This is a genomic window from Ruoffia tabacinasalis (assembly GCF_005864045.1).
Taxonomy (GTDB): domain Bacteria; phylum Bacillota; class Bacilli; order Lactobacillales; family Aerococcaceae; genus Ruoffia; species Ruoffia tabacinasalis.
The window spans coordinates 1-20956 of record NZ_VBSP01000011.1 but is presented as its reverse complement, the minus strand read 5'-3'; the positions used below and the strand labels follow the sequence as shown (position 1 = coordinate 20956).

General features: G+C 38.6%; 16 protein-coding genes and 1 other annotated feature. Of the genes, 12 read left to right on the top strand and 4 right to left on the bottom strand.

Annotated features, from left to right (window positions below; translation table 11 throughout):
- The first annotated feature begins 81 nt into the window (after positions 1-81).
- From rplA to rplL, 3 genes are all read left to right on the top strand, one after another.
- Positions 82-774, top strand: coding sequence for a 50S ribosomal protein L1 (rplA, locus tag FEZ33_RS04575; protein WP_138404223.1), 693 nt, complete (start codon positions 82-84; stop codon positions 772-774).
- A 212-nt stretch (positions 775-986) separates the two neighbouring features.
- Positions 987-1118, top strand: a sequence feature (ribosomal protein L10 leader region).
- A 48-nt stretch (positions 1119-1166) separates the two neighbouring features.
- The gene (rplJ, locus tag FEZ33_RS04570; RefSeq protein WP_138404222.1) at positions 1167-1709 is read left to right on the top strand and encodes a 50S ribosomal protein L10; all 543 of its coding nucleotides are present in this window, start codon (positions 1167-1169) and stop codon (positions 1707-1709) included.
- Positions 1710-1757: 48 nt separating this feature from the next.
- On the top strand, positions 1758-2132 hold the full coding sequence (gene rplL / locus FEZ33_RS04565; protein ID WP_138404221.1) for a 50S ribosomal protein L7/L12: 375 nt from the start codon (positions 1758-1760) through the stop codon (positions 2130-2132).
- A gap of 145 nt (positions 2133-2277) precedes the next feature.
- Here rplL and FEZ33_RS04560 read toward each other — a convergent pair whose 3' ends face one another.
- Positions 2278-3048 (bottom strand): IclR family transcriptional regulator, encoded by a 771-nt coding sequence (locus FEZ33_RS04560; protein ID WP_138404220.1) that lies wholly within the window; start codon positions 3046-3048, stop codon positions 2278-2280.
- A gap of 236 nt (positions 3049-3284) precedes the next feature.
- Between FEZ33_RS04560 and FEZ33_RS04555 the strand changes: the two genes are divergently transcribed.
- From FEZ33_RS04555 to FEZ33_RS04530, 6 genes are all read left to right on the top strand, one after another.
- Entirely contained in the window at positions 3285-4088 is an 804-nt protein-coding gene (locus FEZ33_RS04555) for a 2-keto-4-pentenoate hydratase (RefSeq protein ID WP_138404219.1), read from the top strand.
- A gap of 4 nt (positions 4089-4092) precedes the next feature.
- Positions 4093-4986, top strand: coding sequence for an acetaldehyde dehydrogenase (acetylating) (locus FEZ33_RS04550; protein ID WP_138404218.1), 894 nt, complete (start codon positions 4093-4095; stop codon positions 4984-4986).
- 1 nt (position 4987) lies between these two features.
- Positions 4988-5998 (top strand): 4-hydroxy-2-oxovalerate aldolase, encoded by a 1011-nt coding sequence (gene dmpG, locus FEZ33_RS04545; protein WP_138404217.1) that lies wholly within the window; start codon positions 4988-4990, stop codon positions 5996-5998.
- 9 nt (positions 5999-6007) lie between these two features.
- Complete coding sequence (locus tag FEZ33_RS04540) at positions 6008-6787, top strand: 2-keto-4-pentenoate hydratase (protein ID WP_138404216.1); 780 nt, start codon at positions 6008-6010, stop codon at positions 6785-6787.
- A 28-nt stretch (positions 6788-6815) separates the two neighbouring features.
- Positions 6816-7919 (top strand): VOC family protein, encoded by a 1104-nt coding sequence (locus FEZ33_RS04535; protein ID WP_212746667.1) that lies wholly within the window; start codon positions 6816-6818, stop codon positions 7917-7919.
- 158 nt (positions 7920-8077) lie between these two features.
- Complete coding sequence (locus tag FEZ33_RS04530) at positions 8078-8914, top strand: alpha/beta fold hydrolase (RefSeq protein ID WP_138404215.1); 837 nt, start codon at positions 8078-8080, stop codon at positions 8912-8914.
- Between the two features lie 70 nt (positions 8915-8984).
- Here FEZ33_RS04530 and FEZ33_RS04525 read toward each other — a convergent pair whose 3' ends face one another.
- Both FEZ33_RS04525 and FEZ33_RS04520 read right to left on the bottom strand, forming a co-directional pair.
- Entirely contained in the window at positions 8985-9737 is a 753-nt protein-coding gene (locus tag FEZ33_RS04525; protein ID WP_138404214.1) for an alpha/beta hydrolase, read from the bottom strand.
- Between the two features lie 63 nt (positions 9738-9800).
- Complete coding sequence (locus FEZ33_RS04520; RefSeq protein WP_138404213.1) at positions 9801-10673, bottom strand: Cof-type HAD-IIB family hydrolase; 873 nt, start codon at positions 10671-10673, stop codon at positions 9801-9803.
- Positions 10674-10775: 102 nt separating this feature from the next.
- Here FEZ33_RS04520 and FEZ33_RS04515 point away from each other — a divergent pair, with 102 nt between their 5' ends.
- The 3 genes from FEZ33_RS04515 (at position 10776) to rpoC (ending at position 19593) form a co-directional block, all read left to right on the top strand.
- Positions 10776-11390: a class I SAM-dependent methyltransferase gene (locus FEZ33_RS04515; protein ID WP_138404212.1), complete on the top strand. Its 615-nt coding sequence runs from the start codon at positions 10776-10778 to the stop codon at positions 11388-11390.
- An 820-nt stretch (positions 11391-12210) separates the two neighbouring features.
- Positions 12211-15816, top strand: a complete 3606-nt coding sequence (rpoB, locus tag FEZ33_RS04510; RefSeq protein ID WP_138404211.1) for a DNA-directed RNA polymerase subunit beta — start codon at positions 12211-12213, stop codon at positions 15814-15816.
- A gap of 96 nt (positions 15817-15912) precedes the next feature.
- Complete coding sequence (gene rpoC / locus FEZ33_RS04505; RefSeq protein WP_138404210.1) at positions 15913-19593, top strand: DNA-directed RNA polymerase subunit beta'; 3681 nt, start codon at positions 15913-15915, stop codon at positions 19591-19593.
- A 73-nt stretch (positions 19594-19666) separates the two neighbouring features.
- On the opposite strand, the gene FEZ33_RS04500 is transcribed toward rpoC, so the two are convergent.
- Positions 19667-20365: a prepilin peptidase gene (locus FEZ33_RS04500; protein WP_138404209.1), complete on the bottom strand. Its 699-nt coding sequence runs from the start codon at positions 20363-20365 to the stop codon at positions 19667-19669.
- Positions 20366-20956 lie beyond the last annotated feature (591 nt).

Sequence of the window (20956 nt, the reverse complement as noted above, 5' to 3'; positions counted from 1 at the left end):
ATAACGCAGCTTCCAGCCCGTATTCTATCGGGTGTGGGAGGTATTACCGTTAATACCACAAATATAGGAGGAATAAATTAAATGGCTAAGAAAAGTAAAAAATTTCAAGCGGCATTAGAAAAAGTAGACCGCAACAATTTCTATAGCGCAGACGAAGCAATCGCATTAGCGAAAGAAATCGACTTTGCGAACTTTGATGCAACTATGGAAGTATCTTATAACTTAAATATTGATGTTAAAAAAGCTGATCAACAGATCCGTGGAGCAATGGTATTGCCACATGGTACTGGTAAAACTCAAACAGTTGTAGTAATTGCATCTGGAGATAAAGCTAAAGAAGCAGAAGCAGCAGGTGCTGATTTTGTTGGTGAAGCAGACCTAATCGAAAAAATCAACGGTGGTTGGTTAGACTTCGACGTAATGGTAGCAACACCTGACATGATGGGACAAGTTGGTCGTCTAGGACGCGTATTAGGACCAAAAGGCCTAATGCCTAACCCTAAAACTGGTACAGTAACACAAGATGTTACTAAAGCAGTTAACGACATCAAAGCAGGTCAAGTTACTTACCGTGCTGACAAAGCAGGAATCGTTAATGTTCCAATCGGTAAAGTATCATTTGAAGATGCTAAATTAAAAGAAAACTTTAACGCATTACACGAACAAATCGTTCGTTTAAAACCAGCTTCAGCTAAAGGTATTTACATGACAAGTTTAACATTGTCTACTACTTTTGGACCTGGTATCAAAATTGATGCTCCAGGAATGGAATAATCAATTTTAACTTAAATAATTACGAGCTTAGAATTTGAAGTAAGTCTTCATTTTCTAAGCTCTTTTTTTATAATAAAGGGGCATTCTTTTAGAGGCTGACTAAAATTTTCAGGTAATAATTGGAAATATTATCTAAATGAAAACAGATTCAATAAAAAAAGTTAAAAACATTAATAAAAAGTGTTGACAACACAGTCGGTATCCATTAAGATACTCTATGTGTTAAACGACCGAAGACAGTAAGTGGCGAATGCCTTAATTTCTTACCGAGGAAGTTCCTAAGTGATAAACAACAGGAATGTATCTCTATGTCTAAGGTGACATGGGGGTTTTTTTATTGGATAAAATAATCAATAAATACTCTCTATACCAAAATGACGGAGGTGAACTAATTGGGAAAAAGAAAAGTGACTCTTGAACAAAAACAAAACGAAGTTGCAGAAATTACCGAAGAACTTAAAGGTTCTGCAGGTGTTGTAATTATCGATTACCTAGGTCTTAACGTTACTGAAGTAACAGAATTACGTAAAAACTTACGTGATGCAGGCGTGAAAATGAAAGTTGTGAAAAACACAATCTTACGTAGAGCAGCTGCAGACGCAGGTATTGAAGGTTTAGATGAAGTTTTCGCTGGTCCTACTGCGATTGCTTTCCATTCTGAAGATGTTGTTGCTCCAGCTAAAATCATCGTTGAAGCCGCAAAAGATTTAGAGAAATTAGAAATCAAAGGTGGATTAATTGAAGGTGCTGTTGCTTCAGTAGCTGAAATCGAAACATTATCTAAATTACCAAGTCGCGAAGGTCTATTATCTATGTTACTATCTGTACTGGAAGCTCCAATGCGCAATACAGCTTCAGTATTATCACAAATGAATCCTGCTCGCAAGATGGCTTATGCGCTTAAAGCTGTTGGTGAAGCAAAAGACGCTGCTTAATGTAGCACAATAAATAAAAAAACACATATAAAACGGAGGAAACAAATCATGGCATTAAACATTGAACAAATTATTGAAGATATCAAATCAGCAACTGTTGTAGAATTAAACGAATTAGTAGAAGCAATCGAAGAAGAATTCGGTGTATCTGCTGCTGCTCCTGTAGCTGTAGCTGCTGCTGGTGGCGCTGGTGAAGCTGCTGCTGAAGAACAAACTGAATTCGACGTTGAATTAACTTCAGCTGGATCAGCTAAAATCAAAGTTATCAAAGCAGTTCGTGAAGCAACTGGTTTAGGACTTAAAGAAGCTAAAGAATTAGTAGATAACGCTCCAAAAGTAATCAAAGAAGGATTATCTAAAGAAGATGCAGAAGCATTAAAAGCTGCAATCGAAGAAGTTGGAGGAGCTGTAGAAGTAAAATAATCTTTGATTATTTAACTTTATACACTCTAAACCAGAGGTTTTTACCTCTGGTTTTTTTGTACAAGAAGATAATTCCTACTATATAAGATACGAAAAGCGACACAGTAATTGAACCTTACTCAATTACTGTGTCGCTTTTTAATATTTAACCATCATAGCCTAATCTTTCTGAAGCTTCTTGGGCACCTTGACGTAAGATTCGCATATAGTCTTTTAATTTATCTTTATTCATACGAGTTAAAGGACCAACAATCGAAAGGGCGCAGACAACTTCGTTCTCATAATTCCAAACTGGGAAAGCCAGTGAATAATTACCTTCAGTTAATTCACCCACACTAAAACTATACCCTTGGCTACGAACTTTTGATAATTCTTTCTTCAATTGAATCGGATTTGTAATTGTATGCTCTGTGAAAGCAGAGTGTGGAAGCTTAATCGCCTTCTCGATCGTTTCATCATCTGAGTATGCGAGGAGTACCTTTCCAGTACTGGTCGCATGAACAGGATTCTTCATGCCTATTTGTGTATTGATATCTGAATAATAAGGGCCGTTCATCTTATGTACATAGAAGACATCTGTTCCATCGATTGCAGCAATCTGGGCACTTTCATTTGTTCTTTGGACGATATCACTTAAGACCGGACCGACTTCGCGGTAAATTTCATTGGTGTTTGCGAGTATTCCAGCAATTGTTAATAATTTATTACCTAACATGTAACCTTGACTTTGGGGATCACGGGCGAGAAAGTTTTCTTTTTCTAAGGTTCGAACTAATCGACTTACGGTACTTTTTGATAAATCTAACTCTTTAGCCAACTGACTCACATATACCACTGTTCGTGTATTAGAAAACTGCTCTAAGATACGTAAAGCATTGGTGACAGAAGATAGTTGATCACTTTTATTCTTAGTCAATAAGGGAACTCCTTTCCTTGTTTCATATATCGGAACATTTTTATGATAGCGTTATCATTAACAAGCATATAAAATTTGCCTATAAAGGCGTATATATCAATTATAACGCTTTCATCACAAAAAACAAATATAAATCGTTCCATCTAGCGAAACACAAACAGGAAGTAAGCGATTCCAACTTGTATACTATAGGAGAAGTAAGCGGTTACAGATAAACGACAAGGAGTGAAAAATCGATGACTAACTATCCAGATAAAGTTAAGTCACTAGCGAATCATCTCTGGTCAGCCTTTGAAAATCATCAAGGCGTTGAACCAGTGACGAAACTAGAACCTAATTTAACGACAGATGAAGCATATTATGTACAACTCTATAATGTAGATCGTCAATTAGAAGCAGGCAAAACGATTATAGGTAAGAAAATCGGTCTGACATCTAAAGCGATGCAAGAATCATTAGGAGTCGACGAACCAGACTACGGACATTTACTATCAGACATGGTTATCGAAAAAGATACACCAGTCATTTATTCAGACCAAGTTCTTCAACCCCGCGTTGAAGGTGAGTTAGCTTTCATATTAAAAGAAGATTTAACTGGCCCGAATGTCAGTGTTGAAGATGTCTTAAATGCAACTGAGTCGATTGTCGCAGCCATTGAAATTGTCGACAGTCGGGTACAAGACTGGAAGATCACTCTGCAAGATACAGTTGCTGACAACGGATCATCAGCCTTCTATATATTAGGAGACAAGCACTTCAAACCAGAAGATTTAGACCGAATTGGTGTGAAGATGCAATTATTCAAAAATGATGAACTCATAAATGAGGGAGACGGAGCCGCAGTTCTTGGGGACTCAGCTTATTGTGTAGCATGGCTTGCTAACAAGCTTAGCGCTTTTGATATTCAATTAAAAGCAGGCGAAGTTATTCTAGCCGGAGCTTTATCCGCAGCCATTGGTGCAGAAATGTCAGACCAATTTACATGTAAATTCACTGAAGGTTTAGGCGATGTAAGTATCCGCTTCGAAGAAAAGGAGTAAGAATATGACTAAGAAAATTGACGTAGGAATTATCGGTTCTGGAAATATCGGATCTGACTTGATGATGAAACTTCTTCGAAATGATCTGCTTAATCCAACCTATATGATAGGAATCGATGCTGAATCTCGTGGAATGAAGATGGCAGCCGAAAACGGATTAACTACAATTTCGACAGGGATTGATGGGTTAAAAGATGTCGAGAACAAACCAAAGATGTTATTCGATGCTACCTCAGCAAAAGCTCATGAGTATAACAACCAAGTAGCCCAAGAATTAGGTATACAAATGTTTGACTTAACACCTGCAGCCATTGGACCATTTACATCTCCAACGGTAAATATTAATGACCATTTAGACAAAACAAATGTCAACTTAATTACTTGTGGGGGGCAAGCAACGACACCACTTGTAGCGGCGATTAATGATGTCGCTTCAGTAAAATACGCAGAAATTGTCGCAACGATTTCGAGTGCTTCAGCAGGACCAGGAACACGTGCAAATATTGACGAGTTTACTGAGACAACATCGAAAGCATTAGAGGAAGTAGGGGGCGCAGATAAAGGGAAAGCCATTATTATCCTAAACCCGGCGGAACCACCCATCTTAATGCGCGATACAATTTATGCAATTGTTGAAGAAGACCAATTAGACGAAGAGAAAATTGTAAAAGCCATTAGGGAACGTGAGAAAGAAATCCAAGCCATTGTGCCAGGGTATCGTTTACGTACTGACCCAATTTTTGACGACAATCAAATTACACTTTTCGTAGAAGTAGAAGGCGCAGGCGATTACTTGCCAGTCTACTCAGGAAATTTAGATATTATGACCGCTTCAGCGGTTGGACTTGCTGAGGCATTCGCTAAGAAAATGAATCAAGAAGCTACTGGAGGTGCCTAGGATGAGTAAAGATTTAACATTAGTTGAAGTTGCGCTACGTGACGGATCTCACGTTGTACGACATCAATATACAACAGAGCAAGTCGTATCAATCGTTAAAGGATTGAATGAAGCAAAAGTACCATACATTGAAGTCTCACACGGTGACGGTGTTGGTGGATCTTCAGTACAATACGGTTTTTCAAAAGAACGAGACATTAACTTAATTAAAGCAGCCAAAGAAGTTTCGGACTTTTCAAAGATTGCAGTTCTGCTACTACCGGGGATTGGAACCGTTGAAGATTTAAAAGAAGCAAAAGAAGCGGGAGCAGACATGGTTCGGGTCGCAACTCACTCGACAGAAGCAGACGTTTCAGCTCAACATATTCGCTACGCTAAAAACGAATTGAACATGGAAGTTGTCGGTTTTCTTATGATGGCTCATATGGCCTCTGCCGAAAAATTACTTGAACAAGCAAAACTTATGGAAAGCTATGGTGCCGATGTCGTCTATGTAACAGACTCAGCTGGAGCTTTACTCCCTCATCAAGTGACAGAACGAATTGAATTACTCGTTAACAATCTGGATGTAAAAGTTGGTTTCCATGCCCATAATAATCTTGGACTCGCTGTTGCTAATACTTTAGCAGCAATTGAAGCAGGTGCTACATTTATTGATGGAAGTGCGCGTGCAATGGGAGCTGGAGCCGGAAATACACAGACAGAGGTCTTAGTCGCCGTACTAGATAAATTAGGTTATAACACCGGGGTCGACTTATACAAAATGATGGATGTCGCTCAAGACTTAGTAGCCCCATTAATCGAGACTGAACAGATCATCGACAGCGATAGCTTAATGCTTGGATACGCAGGTGTGTACTCAAGTTTCAGACTATTCGCTCAACGATCAGCCGAAAAATTCGGTGTAGATTCAAGAGATATTCTAAATGAATTAGGAAAGATAGGAGTGGTAGGTGGACAAGAAGATATGATTGTTGATGTTGCTAGCCAGCTCGCTAAGGAGCAGAAGTAGGGGAGGTATATGGATAATGAGTTGATTCACGATATTGCATCTGAATTAGTGAACGCCGAAGAGAACAAAGTTGCCATCGAACGTTTTACAAAGGAACGCTATCCAGATTTAACAGTTGAACAAGCTTATCACATTCAAGAGGCTCTTATTCAAATTAAACGGATCGACGGTCATAAAGTGATCGCCCCGAAAATGGGATTGACCTCAAAAGCGAAATGGGAGCAAATGAATGTCGATACACCAATCTATGGCTATATATTTGATTCGATGAAAGTAGAGGATGTCATAGTACATTCAAATTATATTCATCCAAAGATTGAGCCTGAAATAGGCATTGTATTAGCTGAAGATATAAAAGGACCCGGCGTGACGCGTGAAGATGTATTAAATAATATTGCTTATGTCTTCAGTGCAGTTGAAATTATTGACAGCCGCTATAAAGACTTCGATTTCAAGTTGAGTGATGTGATTGCAGACAATTCATCGGCAAAAGGTTATATCTTCTCAAAGCAGAAGATTCAAAGTGATCAATTAGATTTAGCAAAAGAAAAAGTTGAAATAGTAAAAAATGGAAGCGTTATCGCAACAGGCTCAGGAAAAAATGTTCTAAACCACCCAGCAGAATCCATCGTAGAATTGGCTAACATGCTTGGTGAGCAAGGTCAGATAGTGAAAAAAGATGAACCAATCATGACTGGTGGAATGACCTCAGCAGTCTTGATAGAACCCGGTGATGTTATAGAGATTAACTACACAACATTACCAACAATAAAAGTGGACGTAAAATAATATTAAAAATAAAAAGGAGAAATTTATTATGACAAACCAAATGACGGAACCAATTTTCGATACGCATCAATTAGCCTTTACAGAATTATTTACACCAGTACTTAGAGACTCGCTAGAATTCTTTACTAAAGTATTAGGAATGACAATCGTTCATGAGCAAGGTGACTCGATCTACTTACGTGCATATGAAGATGTTTACTTATACTCATTAATTTTAACTAAAGCTAAAGAAGCTGGAATGGGATTCTCAGCATTCCGTACAAGTTCAAAACCTGCCTTAGACCGTCGTGTAGCAGCACTAAAAGAAGCTGGCGTTGAAGTAGAAGAACGTACAGATAACTATGGATACGGAACATCATATCGCTTTAAAGATTTAGATGGGCACGTACTTGAATTATTCTGGGAAGTTGAGAAATTCAAAGCACCAGAGAGAATTGCTTCAAGTTTAAATAACCGTGCGCAACGTAAACCAGCTCGTGGGGTGCCAGTTCGTCGTATTGATCATGTTAACTTATTAACGAATCCAGCAAACGTTCAGAAGAACGCAGAATTCTACCGTGATTTATTAGGATTCAACATTCGTGAAGGTGTATTAAATGAAGATGGCGAATTCTTTGCGACATGGTTATCAGTATCACCACTAGTGCATGAGGTTGCATTAATGGGAGATGAACTAGGCGGTAGCGGACGTTTCCACCACTTGGCTTATTGGTACGGAATTCCTCAACATTTAAATGACTTATCAGAATTATGTATTGAACATGGTATTCCAATTGAAGCTGGACCATTAAAACACGGGGTATCCCAAGCGTTATGTATGTACATTATTGAACCAGGTGGAAACCGTATTGAGCTATTCGGAGATTCTGGATACTTAATCTTTGATCCAGATTGGGAAACAGTTGAATGGGCTCCAGAAGATGCTGCTAAAGCAATCATTTGGTATGGTGGAGAATTACCAGAAACATACTTCCGTTACGGTACACCACGTATTAAAGATGAAACAGATGCGTTGAACTGCTACTATAACCCAATTAAAACATCGCTTGAGAAAGAAGGATTCATTTCGCATCTTTCTGCAGAGCGAGAAGACAATCTGTACAATACATTCAATTTTGATATAGAAGAGTAGTAAGACTGCCCAAAAATATTGGCGGATATCACATCCGCCTTTTATTATAAATTTAAACAGTTTCGTTATGTGAGACGATAAGCTGAAAGTGAAAACCCTATCTCTTATAATGGAACATGTAGACGAGATGCAAGAGAATATATAAGGAGGAAATTTTAATGAGTAGACCAGAAATTGGAAAAAGCGTTAAAACAGGTGAATTTACAACGAACTATCTTGAAGTTGGAGAGAATAACGGTGGCGTTCCATTAGTATTTATCCACGGATCAGGTCCAGGTGTATCAGCTTATGCTAACTGGCGTTTAGTATTGCCAGAAGTTGGCGTAGATAACCATGCATACGCATTAGATATGGTAGGTTTCGGTTATTCTGATAAGCCAACAGGTGATGAGGTAGATTTCGGTATTGATCTATGGACACAACAAATCTTAGATTTCCTAGATGCCTTAGATATTGAGAAAGCTAACTTAGTTGGTAACTCATTCGGAGGATCTCTAGCTATTTCAGTTGCACTTAAAGCACCAGACCGTGTTAACAAAATTATCACAATGGGTGCTATGGGTGTTGAAATGGATATGCCATACGGACTGAACGAAGTTTGGGGTTACAAAGGAACGAGAGAACATATGGCTGAGTTAATTGATTTATTCGCCTATGACAAAAAGTTCGCGAGTGAAGAATTAATTACTGTTCGTCATGAAGCAAGTCAAGAACCTGGCTTCCATGAAGCATTCAGTTCAATGTTCCCACATCCACGCCAAAGCTCTGCGGATAACTTATCGTTCCCAGACGAAGAAATTAAGAAAATCAAACATAAAACTTTATTAGTTCATGGACGTGAAGATAAAGTTGTTCCAGTAGAAAACTCATATCGTTTAATCAATCTACTAGAAAACTCTGACTTACATATCTTCGGAAAATGTGGTCACTGGGTACAAATTGAGAAATCACTTGAATTCTCTACATTAGTTAATGACTTCGTAAAAGAAGACTAATATTTCATTCACACTTTATAAATGACAAAAACCGGAAGAACTCATATCTAGTATGAGTTCTTCCGGTTTTTTATGCCCAAGCAAGTTGATCAAGGTAGTCAATTAAGGCTGCTTGAAATTCACGAAAAGCTGGGCTAGTCGTTATGACGTGGCGTCCATCTTGGAAACTATCAAGGTGGACCGTTGCGTGAGTTAATTTACTCGCAATATCATCTTGCGTCTTAGGATCAATCAGCTCATCTTGAATTGATTTAGCAATATAAGTAGGTGTCGTAACTTTCGGTAAGTTATCACGAACACCAATAATTAACTCATCAATTTGCTCGATTTGCTGATTCATTAATGGGGTCAAGCTTTCAACTTCCTGTTGAATATCTTCATCGGACCATTTTCTATGTGAAAGAATTCGGCGGATGGAGCTTGTGATGTATCTTCGAATAGGTGTTGGGTCTAGGCCATTAATACATGGACTGTTGAAGGCGCCAATTCCGGCGAAGTGATTTGGGTACTTTTGAGCGGCATTCAAAGCTAATATTCCTCCTAGAGACAGCCCCATAATTGCAATTTGCTCATAACCCTCATCTTCTAAGAACTGAATCGCTTCATCAACTTGCTGAATCCATTCATTAGGATGGACCTCGAATAAATCGCCCACAGGTTTTGTCCCATGTCCTGCTAGGTTAAAAGCATAGACACTGTAACCAGCCTTGCGAAGCGCTCTAGCCGTTCGTCCAATTTCTTGAATGCTTCCGACAAAGCCGTGTAATAATAAAACACAACGTGGACCTTCTTGATAATAGATAGTGTCTTTTGAGTCAGGCATGTTAATTCTCTCCTTTAATAAAAAACAAGCAATATAACGGGTGTTATACTGCTTGTCAAAGTTTTATAATTGGTTTAAAATTTCTTCGATGACAACAGCAACGCCGTCTTCCCGGTGTGAAGGAGCTATAAACTTAGCCATTTCTTTCACTTCTGGTGACGCATTATCCATGGCATAACTATGTCCTGCCATTTGTAACATCGAGCGATCATTTAATGAGTCCCCGATAGTCGCAACGTCTTCCATAGCAATACCGCGAGAAGCTGCATACTCAGCAACTGCAAACCCTTTTTGAGCTTTTGAATGTGTGACTTCTAAGTTATCTGGTCCCGAAGACGTAATGTCTAAATCTTCATAGCCTTCAAAAGTTTTAAGGAAGTTAGGCAACTTGCTATCAGAAGGTTCACCGAAAATCATAAATTTTAGAGCAGTGGTATCATCTGTATAACTAAACTCACTCATATCTTTAATGTAAGCAAGTTCATGAATGAACTGCGCATCACTGGAATAAGCATCGTCTGTTTCGATATTGGTATATTTCTCGATTTCTAATTTGCGAAGCATTCCCTTCACACGATTAACGAAAGCTTCTTTATCTCCTACATAGAAGTATTTATCCGTCATGACTGAATAAGCCGTTTTAGTTTCTTCTAGGTAGTTCAGCATTTCTTTAACAGTATCAATTTCTAACGGGATTTTTGTTTCGATGTCACCATCTAAGTTGTAGACGGCGGCCCCATTTAAGTTAATCATTTTACAGTTGATTTTATGAGCATCTAACATTGGTCTTGCTGAATTGTAGGCACGCCCAGTAGCGATCACAAATTCGATGCCTGCTTGTTGTAGCGCCTTAATTGCTTTCGCATTTCTTTCAGAAACCACGTGTTCTTCATTGAGAAGCGTCCCATCCATATCCGAGACAAATAACTTAACCATTTAATATCCTCCAATAATTTTTAGATTATTTTCTAGCTATAGTTTAACATGAATCAAAATAAAGTGATATGATATTGCTAAGTATATAAAGAGGTGAAGCATATGAATGAACAATATTTTTCAAATAATCCCCAAAGTAAACATGATGAAAAACAAATCGAGACAGTAGTTAACGGCATTGAGTTGAAATTAATCACTGATAGTGGTGTATTCTCTAGAGACCGAGTAGATTACGGCTCACAACGTTTGATTGAAACTTTTTCTGAAAATGTGTCCCTAGAAGATGAGCAGCGTGTCTTAGAATTAGGTAGTGGGTATGGTCCAATTCTCATTACGTTAGCAAAAGGTGCTCCCGGCGTTCACTACACAGGTGTGGAATTAAATGAACGTGCCTTTGATTTAGCAAAACGAAATGCCGAGTTGAATCAAGTCGGAGCGATTGAGTGGATTTTGGATGATGCGACCACTGTTGAATTATCTGATCAGTACGACTTTGTCTTAACAAATCCGCCAATTCGTGCAGGGAAAAAGACTGTCCACGAATTTCTGACGCATGCCTACAAACAAGTGAAACCGAAGGGTTCTGTTTGGGCTGTCATTCAAAAGAAACAAGGTGCGCCTTCTTTAATGAAACATATGGAAGACATCTTCGGAAATGCCACAAAAGTAAAACAAGACAAAGGCTACTGGATCATCATGAGTGAGAAGGAAGTATGATAAGAACGACTATCATATCTTCGTGCTATTTGATAATTCATTGTAGCCATGGGACCGACTTTCGCTCTATACATAAAGTCTTTCGTCTTTTTGTATAGGAGCTGTCGTCTCGTCTTCCTATTGATTCTGTATCTCTCTATCGTTCGAACAGACTCTAATACGGAAGGGCGTCCTTTGTCATGGCACATGAATTATCAAATGGCACTCCGATAGAAATACATAATTCCTTTAATAGGTAATTTGTAGAAAAGTATTAAACACGAAGATAGTTTGGAACAATAGAAGAGTGGAGCTTATGGAAGTGAGAAAGGTGAGGTACCGTAGTATAAGGACGACTGCGCACACTTGAAACCGTAGGAGCGATGAGCGACATACGGCTTCAGTAGCGCACCGAGACGGAGGCTCAATCACATAGCATTAGCGACTGTGATTAGCTGAAGGCGTTCCACTACGGTCACCGAACCATTCTCACTGGAATAAGCGGAAGGCATTTAATTACACAGGAAATGATGATTAATGTCCGTATTTCCAAAAGAAAGCGTGTTATTCATTTAAAAGTAAATAAGGTGTTGACAAAGTAGACATTATCCAGTAATATAGATAAACGCAAAGAATAGGTATAGATGAAGGGAAGTCTGCTGAAATATTGTCCAGCCGACATTCCGCCAGAATAAAACAAAAGATTGAGTCGCTTTTTCCAAGAGTCCACAATCCTTTGTTATTTTTTTGCCCAAAATTGGGTGAAAATCTCAGATGTAACCTAAGGTTAATATTTGTAACATTCTTGTAACATCTAACTTAGTTCTAAAATTTATAAGGGGTGAAGAGCTTGAGTAATCATCATATTGTGAAATATGGTAAAAAAGCAGAGCGTCGTAGTTATTCACGTATTAACGAAGTACTAGAATCACCAAACTTAATCGAAATCCAAACTGATTCATATCAGTGGTTCCTTGAGGACGGGTTAAAAATTATGTTTGATGATATCTCACCAATCGTTGACCACACAGAAAACTTAGAGTTACATTTTGTAGACTATGAATTTAGAGAAGCGAAATATAACGTCGACGAAGCAAGAAGTCATGATGCAAACTTTTCTCAGCCAATTTACGTAAAATTACGTTTAGTGAATCGTGAGACAAATGAAGTAAAAGAACAAGTTGTTTTCTTTGGGGACTTCCCAATGATGACAGAAATGGGAACATTCATTATTAATGGAGCGGAACGTGTTATCGTTTCTCAATTAGTACGTTCGCCGAGTGTATATTTCCATGATCGCCTAGATAAGAAAAACCGTCACACATTTACATCAACAGTCATTCCAAACCGTGGTGCATGGTTAGAATTTGAAACGGATGCTAAAGGTGTTGCGTATGTACGTATTGACCGTACACGTAAATTACCATTAACAGAATTAGTTCGTGCTTTAGGATTCGGATCAGATGAAGAAATCTATGATATCTTAACTGAATCAGAATTATTAAACACAACCATCGACAAAGACGTACATAAAAACGTTGCTGACACTCGTGTGGAAGAAGCACTTAAAGATGTGTACGAACGTCTACGTCCAGGTGAGCCAAAAACTGCGGAAAGTGCAAGAAACTTATTAACAGCTCGTTTCTTTGACCCACGCCGTTATGACTTAGCGCCTGTTGGACGCTACAAGATCAACAAAAAACTTCACTTAAGATACCGTTTATTAGGCTTAACATTAGCTGAAACTTTAGCGGATCCTGAAACTGGAGAAGTATTGTTCACTGAAGGTACTAAACTAGAGCAAGATGACATTGAAAAATTAGTTCCTTATTTAGATAAAGGCTTAAACATGGTGACGTTACACCCTGCTCCAGAAGCAGTTGTTGCAGAACCAATCGATGTACAAGTTGTTCGTGTTTATTCACCAGAAGATCCAGAACAAATTATTAATATTATTGGTAATGGTCATCTGACTGAAGAAGTTAAGAGCTTAACACCAGCAGATATCATTGCTTCAATTAACTATTACTTATTCCTAGACTATGGTATTGGTGGAACAGACGACATTGACCACTTAGGTAACCGTCGTATTCGTTCAGTAGGAGAATTATTACAAAACCAATTCCGTATCGGATTATCCCGTATGGAACGAGTTGTTCGTGAACGTATGTCACTACAAGATACATCGTCAATGACACCACAACAATTAATTAACATTCGTCCTGTAGTTGCTGCAATCAAAGAATTCTTTGGTTCATCTCAACTATCTCAATTCATGGACCAATCAAACCCACTGGGTGAGTTAACACATAAACGTCGTCTATCAGCCTTAGGACCTGGGGGATTAACCCGTGACCGTGCTGGATACGAGGTACGTGACGTGCATTACTCTCACTACGGTCGTATGTGTCCAATTGAGACACCGGAGGGACCAAACATTGGGTTAATTAACTCACTCGCAACTTATGCGAAAATCAACGAGTTTGGCTTCATTGAAACGCCATTCCGTAAAGTTGACCGTGAAACAAACCGTGCAACTGAAGAAATCCATTATTTATCAGCAGATGAGGAAGATTTATATATCGTTGCGCAAGCAAACTCATTACTGAATGAAGATGGAACATTTACAAACGAAACTGTTATGGCTCGTTACAAGTCTGAGAATATCGAAGTTCCAAGAGAACAAGTCGATTTCATGGATGTATCGCCTAAACAGGTTGTATCAGTTGCGACGGCATCAATTCCTTTCTTGGAAAACGATGACTCGAACCGTGCCCTAATGGGAGCGAACATGCAACGTCAAGCTGTTCCATTGATTAATCCTAAAGCACCATATATTGGTACTGGTATGGAATATCAAGCAGCACATGACTCAGGAGCAGCATTATTATGTAAACGTCCTGGTACAGTTACTTATGTAGATGCAGACCGTATTCGCGTTAAATTGGAAGATGGATCATTCGATGATTACCGTTTAACTAAATTTGCTCGTTCGAATGCTGGTACATGTTATAACCAACGACCAATTATTGAATCAGGTGAAACTGTTGCTAAAGGAGATATCTTAGCGGATGGACCTTCAATGGAAAATGGAGAAATGGCCTTAGGTCAAAACCCATTAGTAGCCTTCATGACTTGGGATGGATATAACTACGAGGATGCGATCATCATGTCAGAGCGACTTGTTAAAGATGACGTATATACCTCAATTCATATTGAAGAATATGAATCAGAAGCTCGTGATACTAAGTTAGGACCTGAAGAAATTACACGCGAAATCCCGAACGTTGGGGAAGACGCACTTAAATATCTAGACAAAGACGGAATCATTGCTATCGGTGCTGAAGTCCGTGATGGGGACATTTTAGTAGGTAAAGTAACACCTAAAGGTGTAACAGAACTATCTGCAGAAGAACGCCTATTACATGCAATCTTCGGTGAGAAAGCACGTGAAGTCCGTGATACATCACTACGTGTACCACATGGTGGAGGCGGAATCGTTCACGACGTGAAGATCTTTACGCGTGAAAACGGAGACGAATTATCACCAGGTGTAAACATGTTAGTACGTGTTTATATTGTACAAAAACGTAAAATTAGTGAAGGGGATAAAATGGCCGGACGTCACGGTAATAAAGGGGTTGTCTCTTTAATCGTGCCTGAAGAAGATATGCCATTCTTACCTGATGGAACACCAGTAGATATCATGCTGAACCCATTAGGGGTACCTTCACGTATGAACATCGGACAAGTATTCGAACTTCACCTTGGAATGGCTGCTCGTGAGATGGGTATTAATATCTCTACACCAGTATTCGATGGTGCAAGTGAAGAAGACGTTTGGGAGACAATCAAAGAAGCTGGTTTAGCAAACGATGCTAAGACTACTTTATATGATGGTCGAACAGGGGAACCATTTGACCGTAAAGTATCGGTTGGTGTTATGTACATGCTTAAATTAGGACACATGGTTGACGACAAGATCCATGCTCGTTCAACTGGACCTTACTCATTAGTAACGCAACAACCATTAGGTGGTAAAGCACAATTTGGTGGACAACGTTTTGGTGAGATGGAGGTTTGGGCCCTTGAAGCTTATGGTGCAGCTTACACATTACAAGAGATTCTAACTTACAAGTCAGATGACGTTGTAGGACGTGTGAAGACTTATGAAGCCATTGTAAAAGGTGAGCCAATTCCAAAACCAGGAGTGCCTGAATCATTCCGAGTATTAGTCAAAGAATTACAATCTCTAGGATTAGACCTACAAGTACTTGATGCAGATCACAAAGAAATCGACTTACAAGACGATGAAGAAGATGACGATATCATTAACTTTAACGCCTTAGAAAAATACAAAGAAGATCAAAAGCAAGCAAGTCAACAACAAGCAGTTAATAAACCAGTTGCTGCAAGCGAAGCTGTAGAGAAAAACACTGATAAATAATTAAAAGTTAGTATAACAGGATAGATTGATAAGAGGACCACTCTTTAAACGAGTGGCTCTGTCGACTATCGGCAATTTTATAAGGAGGTTGGCCCTTTGATAGATGTTAATACTTTTGAATCAATGCAGATTGGTTTAGCATCCCCAGAGAAAATCCGTAGTTGGTCATACGGTGAAGTTAAAAAGCCAGAAACAATTAATTACCGTACATTAAAACCAGAAAAAGATGGCTTATTCTGTGAGCGTATTTTTGGTCCGTCAAAAGACTGGGAATGTGCGTGTGGTAAGTACAAACGTATTCGCTATAAAGGTCGTGTTTGTGAACGTTGTGGTGTAGAAGTTACACGTTCTAAAGTACGTCGTGAACGCATGGGGCATATTGAATTAGCCGCTCCAGTAACTCACGTATGGTATTTCAAAGGAATTCCAAGTCGTATGGGGCTTATCCTTGATTTAAGTCCACGTTTATTAGAAGAAGTTATTTACTTTGCTTCTTATATCGTGATTGAATCAGGTGATACACCTTTAGAAGTTAAATCACTATTAACTGAGACAGAATACCGTGAAAAACGTCGTGAATTCGGTAATCGATTTAAAGCTAAAATGGGAGCCGAAGCAATCGGTGATTTATTAGCAGCTGTTGATATCGAAGCAGAAGTAGCAGAATTAAAAGAGACGCTAAAAACAGCGACTGGACAAAAACGTACGCGTGCGATTCGTCGTCTTGATATTCTAGACTCATTCTTAGAATCAGGTAACGATCCAACTTGGATGATTATGGACGCACTACCAGTAATTCCACCAGAATTACGTCCAATGGTACAACTTGAAGGTGGACGTTTTGCAACAAGTGACTTAAACGATTTATACCGTCGTGTTATTAACCGTAACAACCGTCTAAAACGTTTATTAGATCTTGGAGCACCAAACATCATCGTTCAAAATGAGAAACGTATGCTACAAGAAGCCGTTGACTCATTAGTTGATAACGGTCGTCGTGGTCGTGCTGTAACAGGTCCGGGTAACCGCCCATTGAAATCACTATCACATATGTTAAAAGGTAAGCAAGGACGTTTCCGTCAAAACTTACTTGGTAAACGTGTGGACTATTCTGGACGTTCAGTAATCGTCGTTGGACCATCATTAAAAATGTACCAATGTGGATTACCAAAAGAAATGGCTATTGAATTATTCAAACCATTTGTAATGAAAGAATTAGTTGAACGTGATATCGCAGGAAATATTAAAAACGCGAAAAAAATGATTGAAACTCAAGATGACGCAATTTGGCCAGTCATTGAAGATGTAATTAAAGAACACCCGGTTCTATTAAACAGAGCACCTACGCTTCACCGTTTAGGTATTCAAGCTTTCGAACCAGTAATCGTTGAAGGTAAAGCGATTCGTCTTCACCCATTAGTGTGTGAAGCTTATAACGCCGACTTCGATGGTGACCAAATGGCTGTTCACGTTCCGTTATCTGAAGAAGCTCAAGCAGAAGCAAGACTATTAATGTTAGCTGCACAACATATCCTGAACCCTAAAGATGGTAAACCAGTTGTTACACCATCACAAGATATGGTTTTAGGTAACTACTACTTAACATTAGAAGAAGAAGGACGTATCGGAGAAGGTATGGTGTTCTCTTCTGTAAGTGAAGTTGAATTAGCTTACCAAAACGGATATGTACACTTACATTCACGTATTGCCATTCCTGCAGCTTCATTAGAAGGAAAACCATTTACAGATTGGCAAAAAGAACGTTTAATGGTAACGACTGTTGGTAAAGTGATTATTAACCAAATCATGCCAGAAGAGTTCCCATACTTAAACGAGCCAACAACTGAAAACTTAATTGAACGCACACCTGATAAATACTTCATCGAGCATGGAGTAGATGTCAAAGAAGCGATTAAAGAAATGGACTTAGTTCCTCCATTCAAGAAAAAACATTTAGGTAACGTGATCGCAGAAGTGTTCAAACGTTATCAAGTTACTGAAACATCTATCATGCTTGATAAGATGAAAGACTTAGGTTATAAATACTCAACTCGATCAGGTATTACTGTTGGGGTTGCGGACGTTATTAACTTAGATACTAAAGAAGGAATCATTACAGATGCTCATGACCGCGTTGAGAAAATCACTAAGCAATATCGCCGTGGTTTAATCACTGAAGATGAGCGTTATAATAATGTTATCCGTACTTGGGAACGTGCGAAAGACCAAATTCAAAACGAACTGGTTGAAAAACTTCCACGTCTTAACCCAATTAACATGATGTCTGACTCTGGTGCCCGTGGTAATATCTCTAACTTCACTCAGTTAGCTGGTATGCGTGGTAACATGGCGGCTCCAAGTGGTAAGATTATCGAGTTACCGATCACATCGAACTTCCGTGAGGGATTAAACGTACAAGAAATGTTTATCTCTACCCATGGGGCTCGTAAAGGTATGACCGATACTGCCTTGAAGACAGCCGATTCAGGTTACTTAACACGTCGTTTAGTTGATGTGGCACAAGATGTTATCGTTCGTGAAGATGACTGTGGAACAGACAAAGGTTTAGTAATTAGAGCGATTAAAGATGGAAATAGTGTCATTGAATCACTAGAAGAACGTCTAATCGGTCGTTACTTACAAAAAACTTTACGTCACCCAGAAACAAATGAAGTTATTATCTCTAATAACGAATTAATTACAGAAGATATCGCGCAACAAATTATTGCTGCTGGTATCGAAGAAGTAACGATTCGCTCAGTATTCACTTGTGATACGATTCATGGTGTATGTAAACACTGTTATGGACGTAACTTAGCGACTGGAGACGAAGTTGAAGTTGGTGAAGCAGTTGGTACAATCGCTGCCCAATCAATTGGTGAGCCTGGTACACAATTAACAATGCGTACATTCCATACGGGTGGGGTTGCCGGTGGTGGAGATATCACTCAAGGTCTTCCTCGTATCCAAGAGATCTTTGAAGCACGTAACCCTAAAGGGTTAGCTCAAATCACAGAAGTGGCTGGAGAGATTGAAGCAATCGAAGAGAAAGCTTCAGATCGTACTAAAGATATTACTGTTCGTGGTATTACAGATACACGTACATATAACGTGCCATTCCAATCAAGACTTAAAGTTACTGTTGGAGAAACTGTAGAACGTGGTCAAGCCTTAACAGAAGGTTCAATTGATCCGAAAGAATTACTACGTGTAACTGATGTTATCACTGTTGAAAACTATCTATTACATGAAGTACAAAATGTTTACCGTGGACAAGGGGTAGAAATCGGAGATAAACACGTGGAAGTAATGGTTCGCCAAATGCTTCGTAAAGTACGTGTTATGGACCCAGCTTCTACAGATATCTTGCCAGGTGCATTATTAGATATCGCTGACTTCTCTAAAGCCAACGAAGCAGCAATCAAAGCAGGAGAAGTTCCTGCAACTGCACGTCCAGTTTTACTAGGAATTACAAAAGCAGCTCTAGAGACAAATTCATTTATCTCAGCTGCATCATTCCAAGAAACGACACGTGTCTTAACTGACGCTGCTATTCGTGGAGATCGTGACGAATTGATTGGATTGAAAGAGAACGTTATTATCGGTAAACTAATTCCTGCCGGAACTGGTATGAACCGTTACCGTTCACTTGAAACATCAACTTCAGAAGATATCGAACGAATTTTAGAAGAAGAAAGAATTGCGAAAGAAAAAGCCGAAGCTGAAAAAGCTGAAGCCGAAAAAGAAGAAAAAGACGCTAAGTCTTCATTTAAATAATTAAATATCTTCATATGCAAACGCCCGCTCACTGAGTTAAATTAGTGAGCGGGCGTTTTTTTGTATTCATATTCTAGATAGAGAGGATGCAATACAGACCGAAAAATATAAATGGGAAAAATGGTAAAGCACCTGTGGACTTAAATCTAAATAAGTAACCAAATAAGAAATAAAATAGGGCGGTAGCGGAAGTAATGAACAAAAACATAGGGAATAGAGAAACAGGGATACATAATGAAAGAATCGTAAAGACTTTAATATCTGCCCCTCCAATAGAAGCAGGCCTTAGTGTGTTAAAGACGAAGAAAGAACTAAAAGTTGCTAGCGCAAGCAATAATTGATTGCCAAAATCAAGCTCACTTACATATACAATATACAAAACAAGACATAAAAGTACTAACTGAAGCATATCAGGAACCATCATGGCATGTATATCACAGTAGATCATTAATAAACTTACTAAAGCAAAGGCCATGATAAAGTAGATGTGATACTCCTTAAACACAAAGCTAGTCCATACGAACAAAAGACCACTCATGACTTCGACTATTATATAGAAGGAACTCGTTGGCTTCTGGCAGTAGCGACACCTAAATCGACTTAAGACTTGAGAAACGATTGGAATCAAATCAAAAGCTTTAAGTGTAGTAGAGCAATGATCACAAGTAGAGCGACGAGTTAAACAGATTTGCTGGTGTACCCAATCAAACGCAAAGCAATAAGCAAAGGATCCAAGACAACTACCGAAAACAAACTGAAAAATATACATCATATAAAAACCTCCTAATGATATATACAAGAAAAAAAGCCAATTCCATTATTAAATTTACGTAAAGTAGAAAATAATAGATAAATGCTAAAAAAAGGTTGACCTATAGCTGAATTCCATGCTATATTAGTTCTTGCTGTTACGAGACAAAGTAACTAATATCTAACAGCAAAGAATGTTTACATTAAATTTACAAATAATTTACAAAACTATTGACAGATTGTAAATGCAGTGTTAACATTATATAAGTCGTTACAGTAATGTTTGTAGCGGTTACAAAGAAAACCAAAAACGCATAAAAAATTCAAAAAACTTTAATTAGTTATTGACATTGTTATGGCGCACATGGTATTATTTAAAAGTTGTCTTAGCAGACAACGAGTACGAGAAACCAAATAAATACTTTTAAAAAGTTATTGACTTTGACTTCATAAACGTGCTATACTAATAAAGTTGCATCACAACCGCAACGAAAGCTCATTGAAAACTGAACAAAGATAAACACACCAAATGTGTAAGGGGATCTGTTCTACGGAACAGACAACCAAACAATTTCGCTGGACGACCACCAGTTTAAAAAAGGTCAACAAAGCT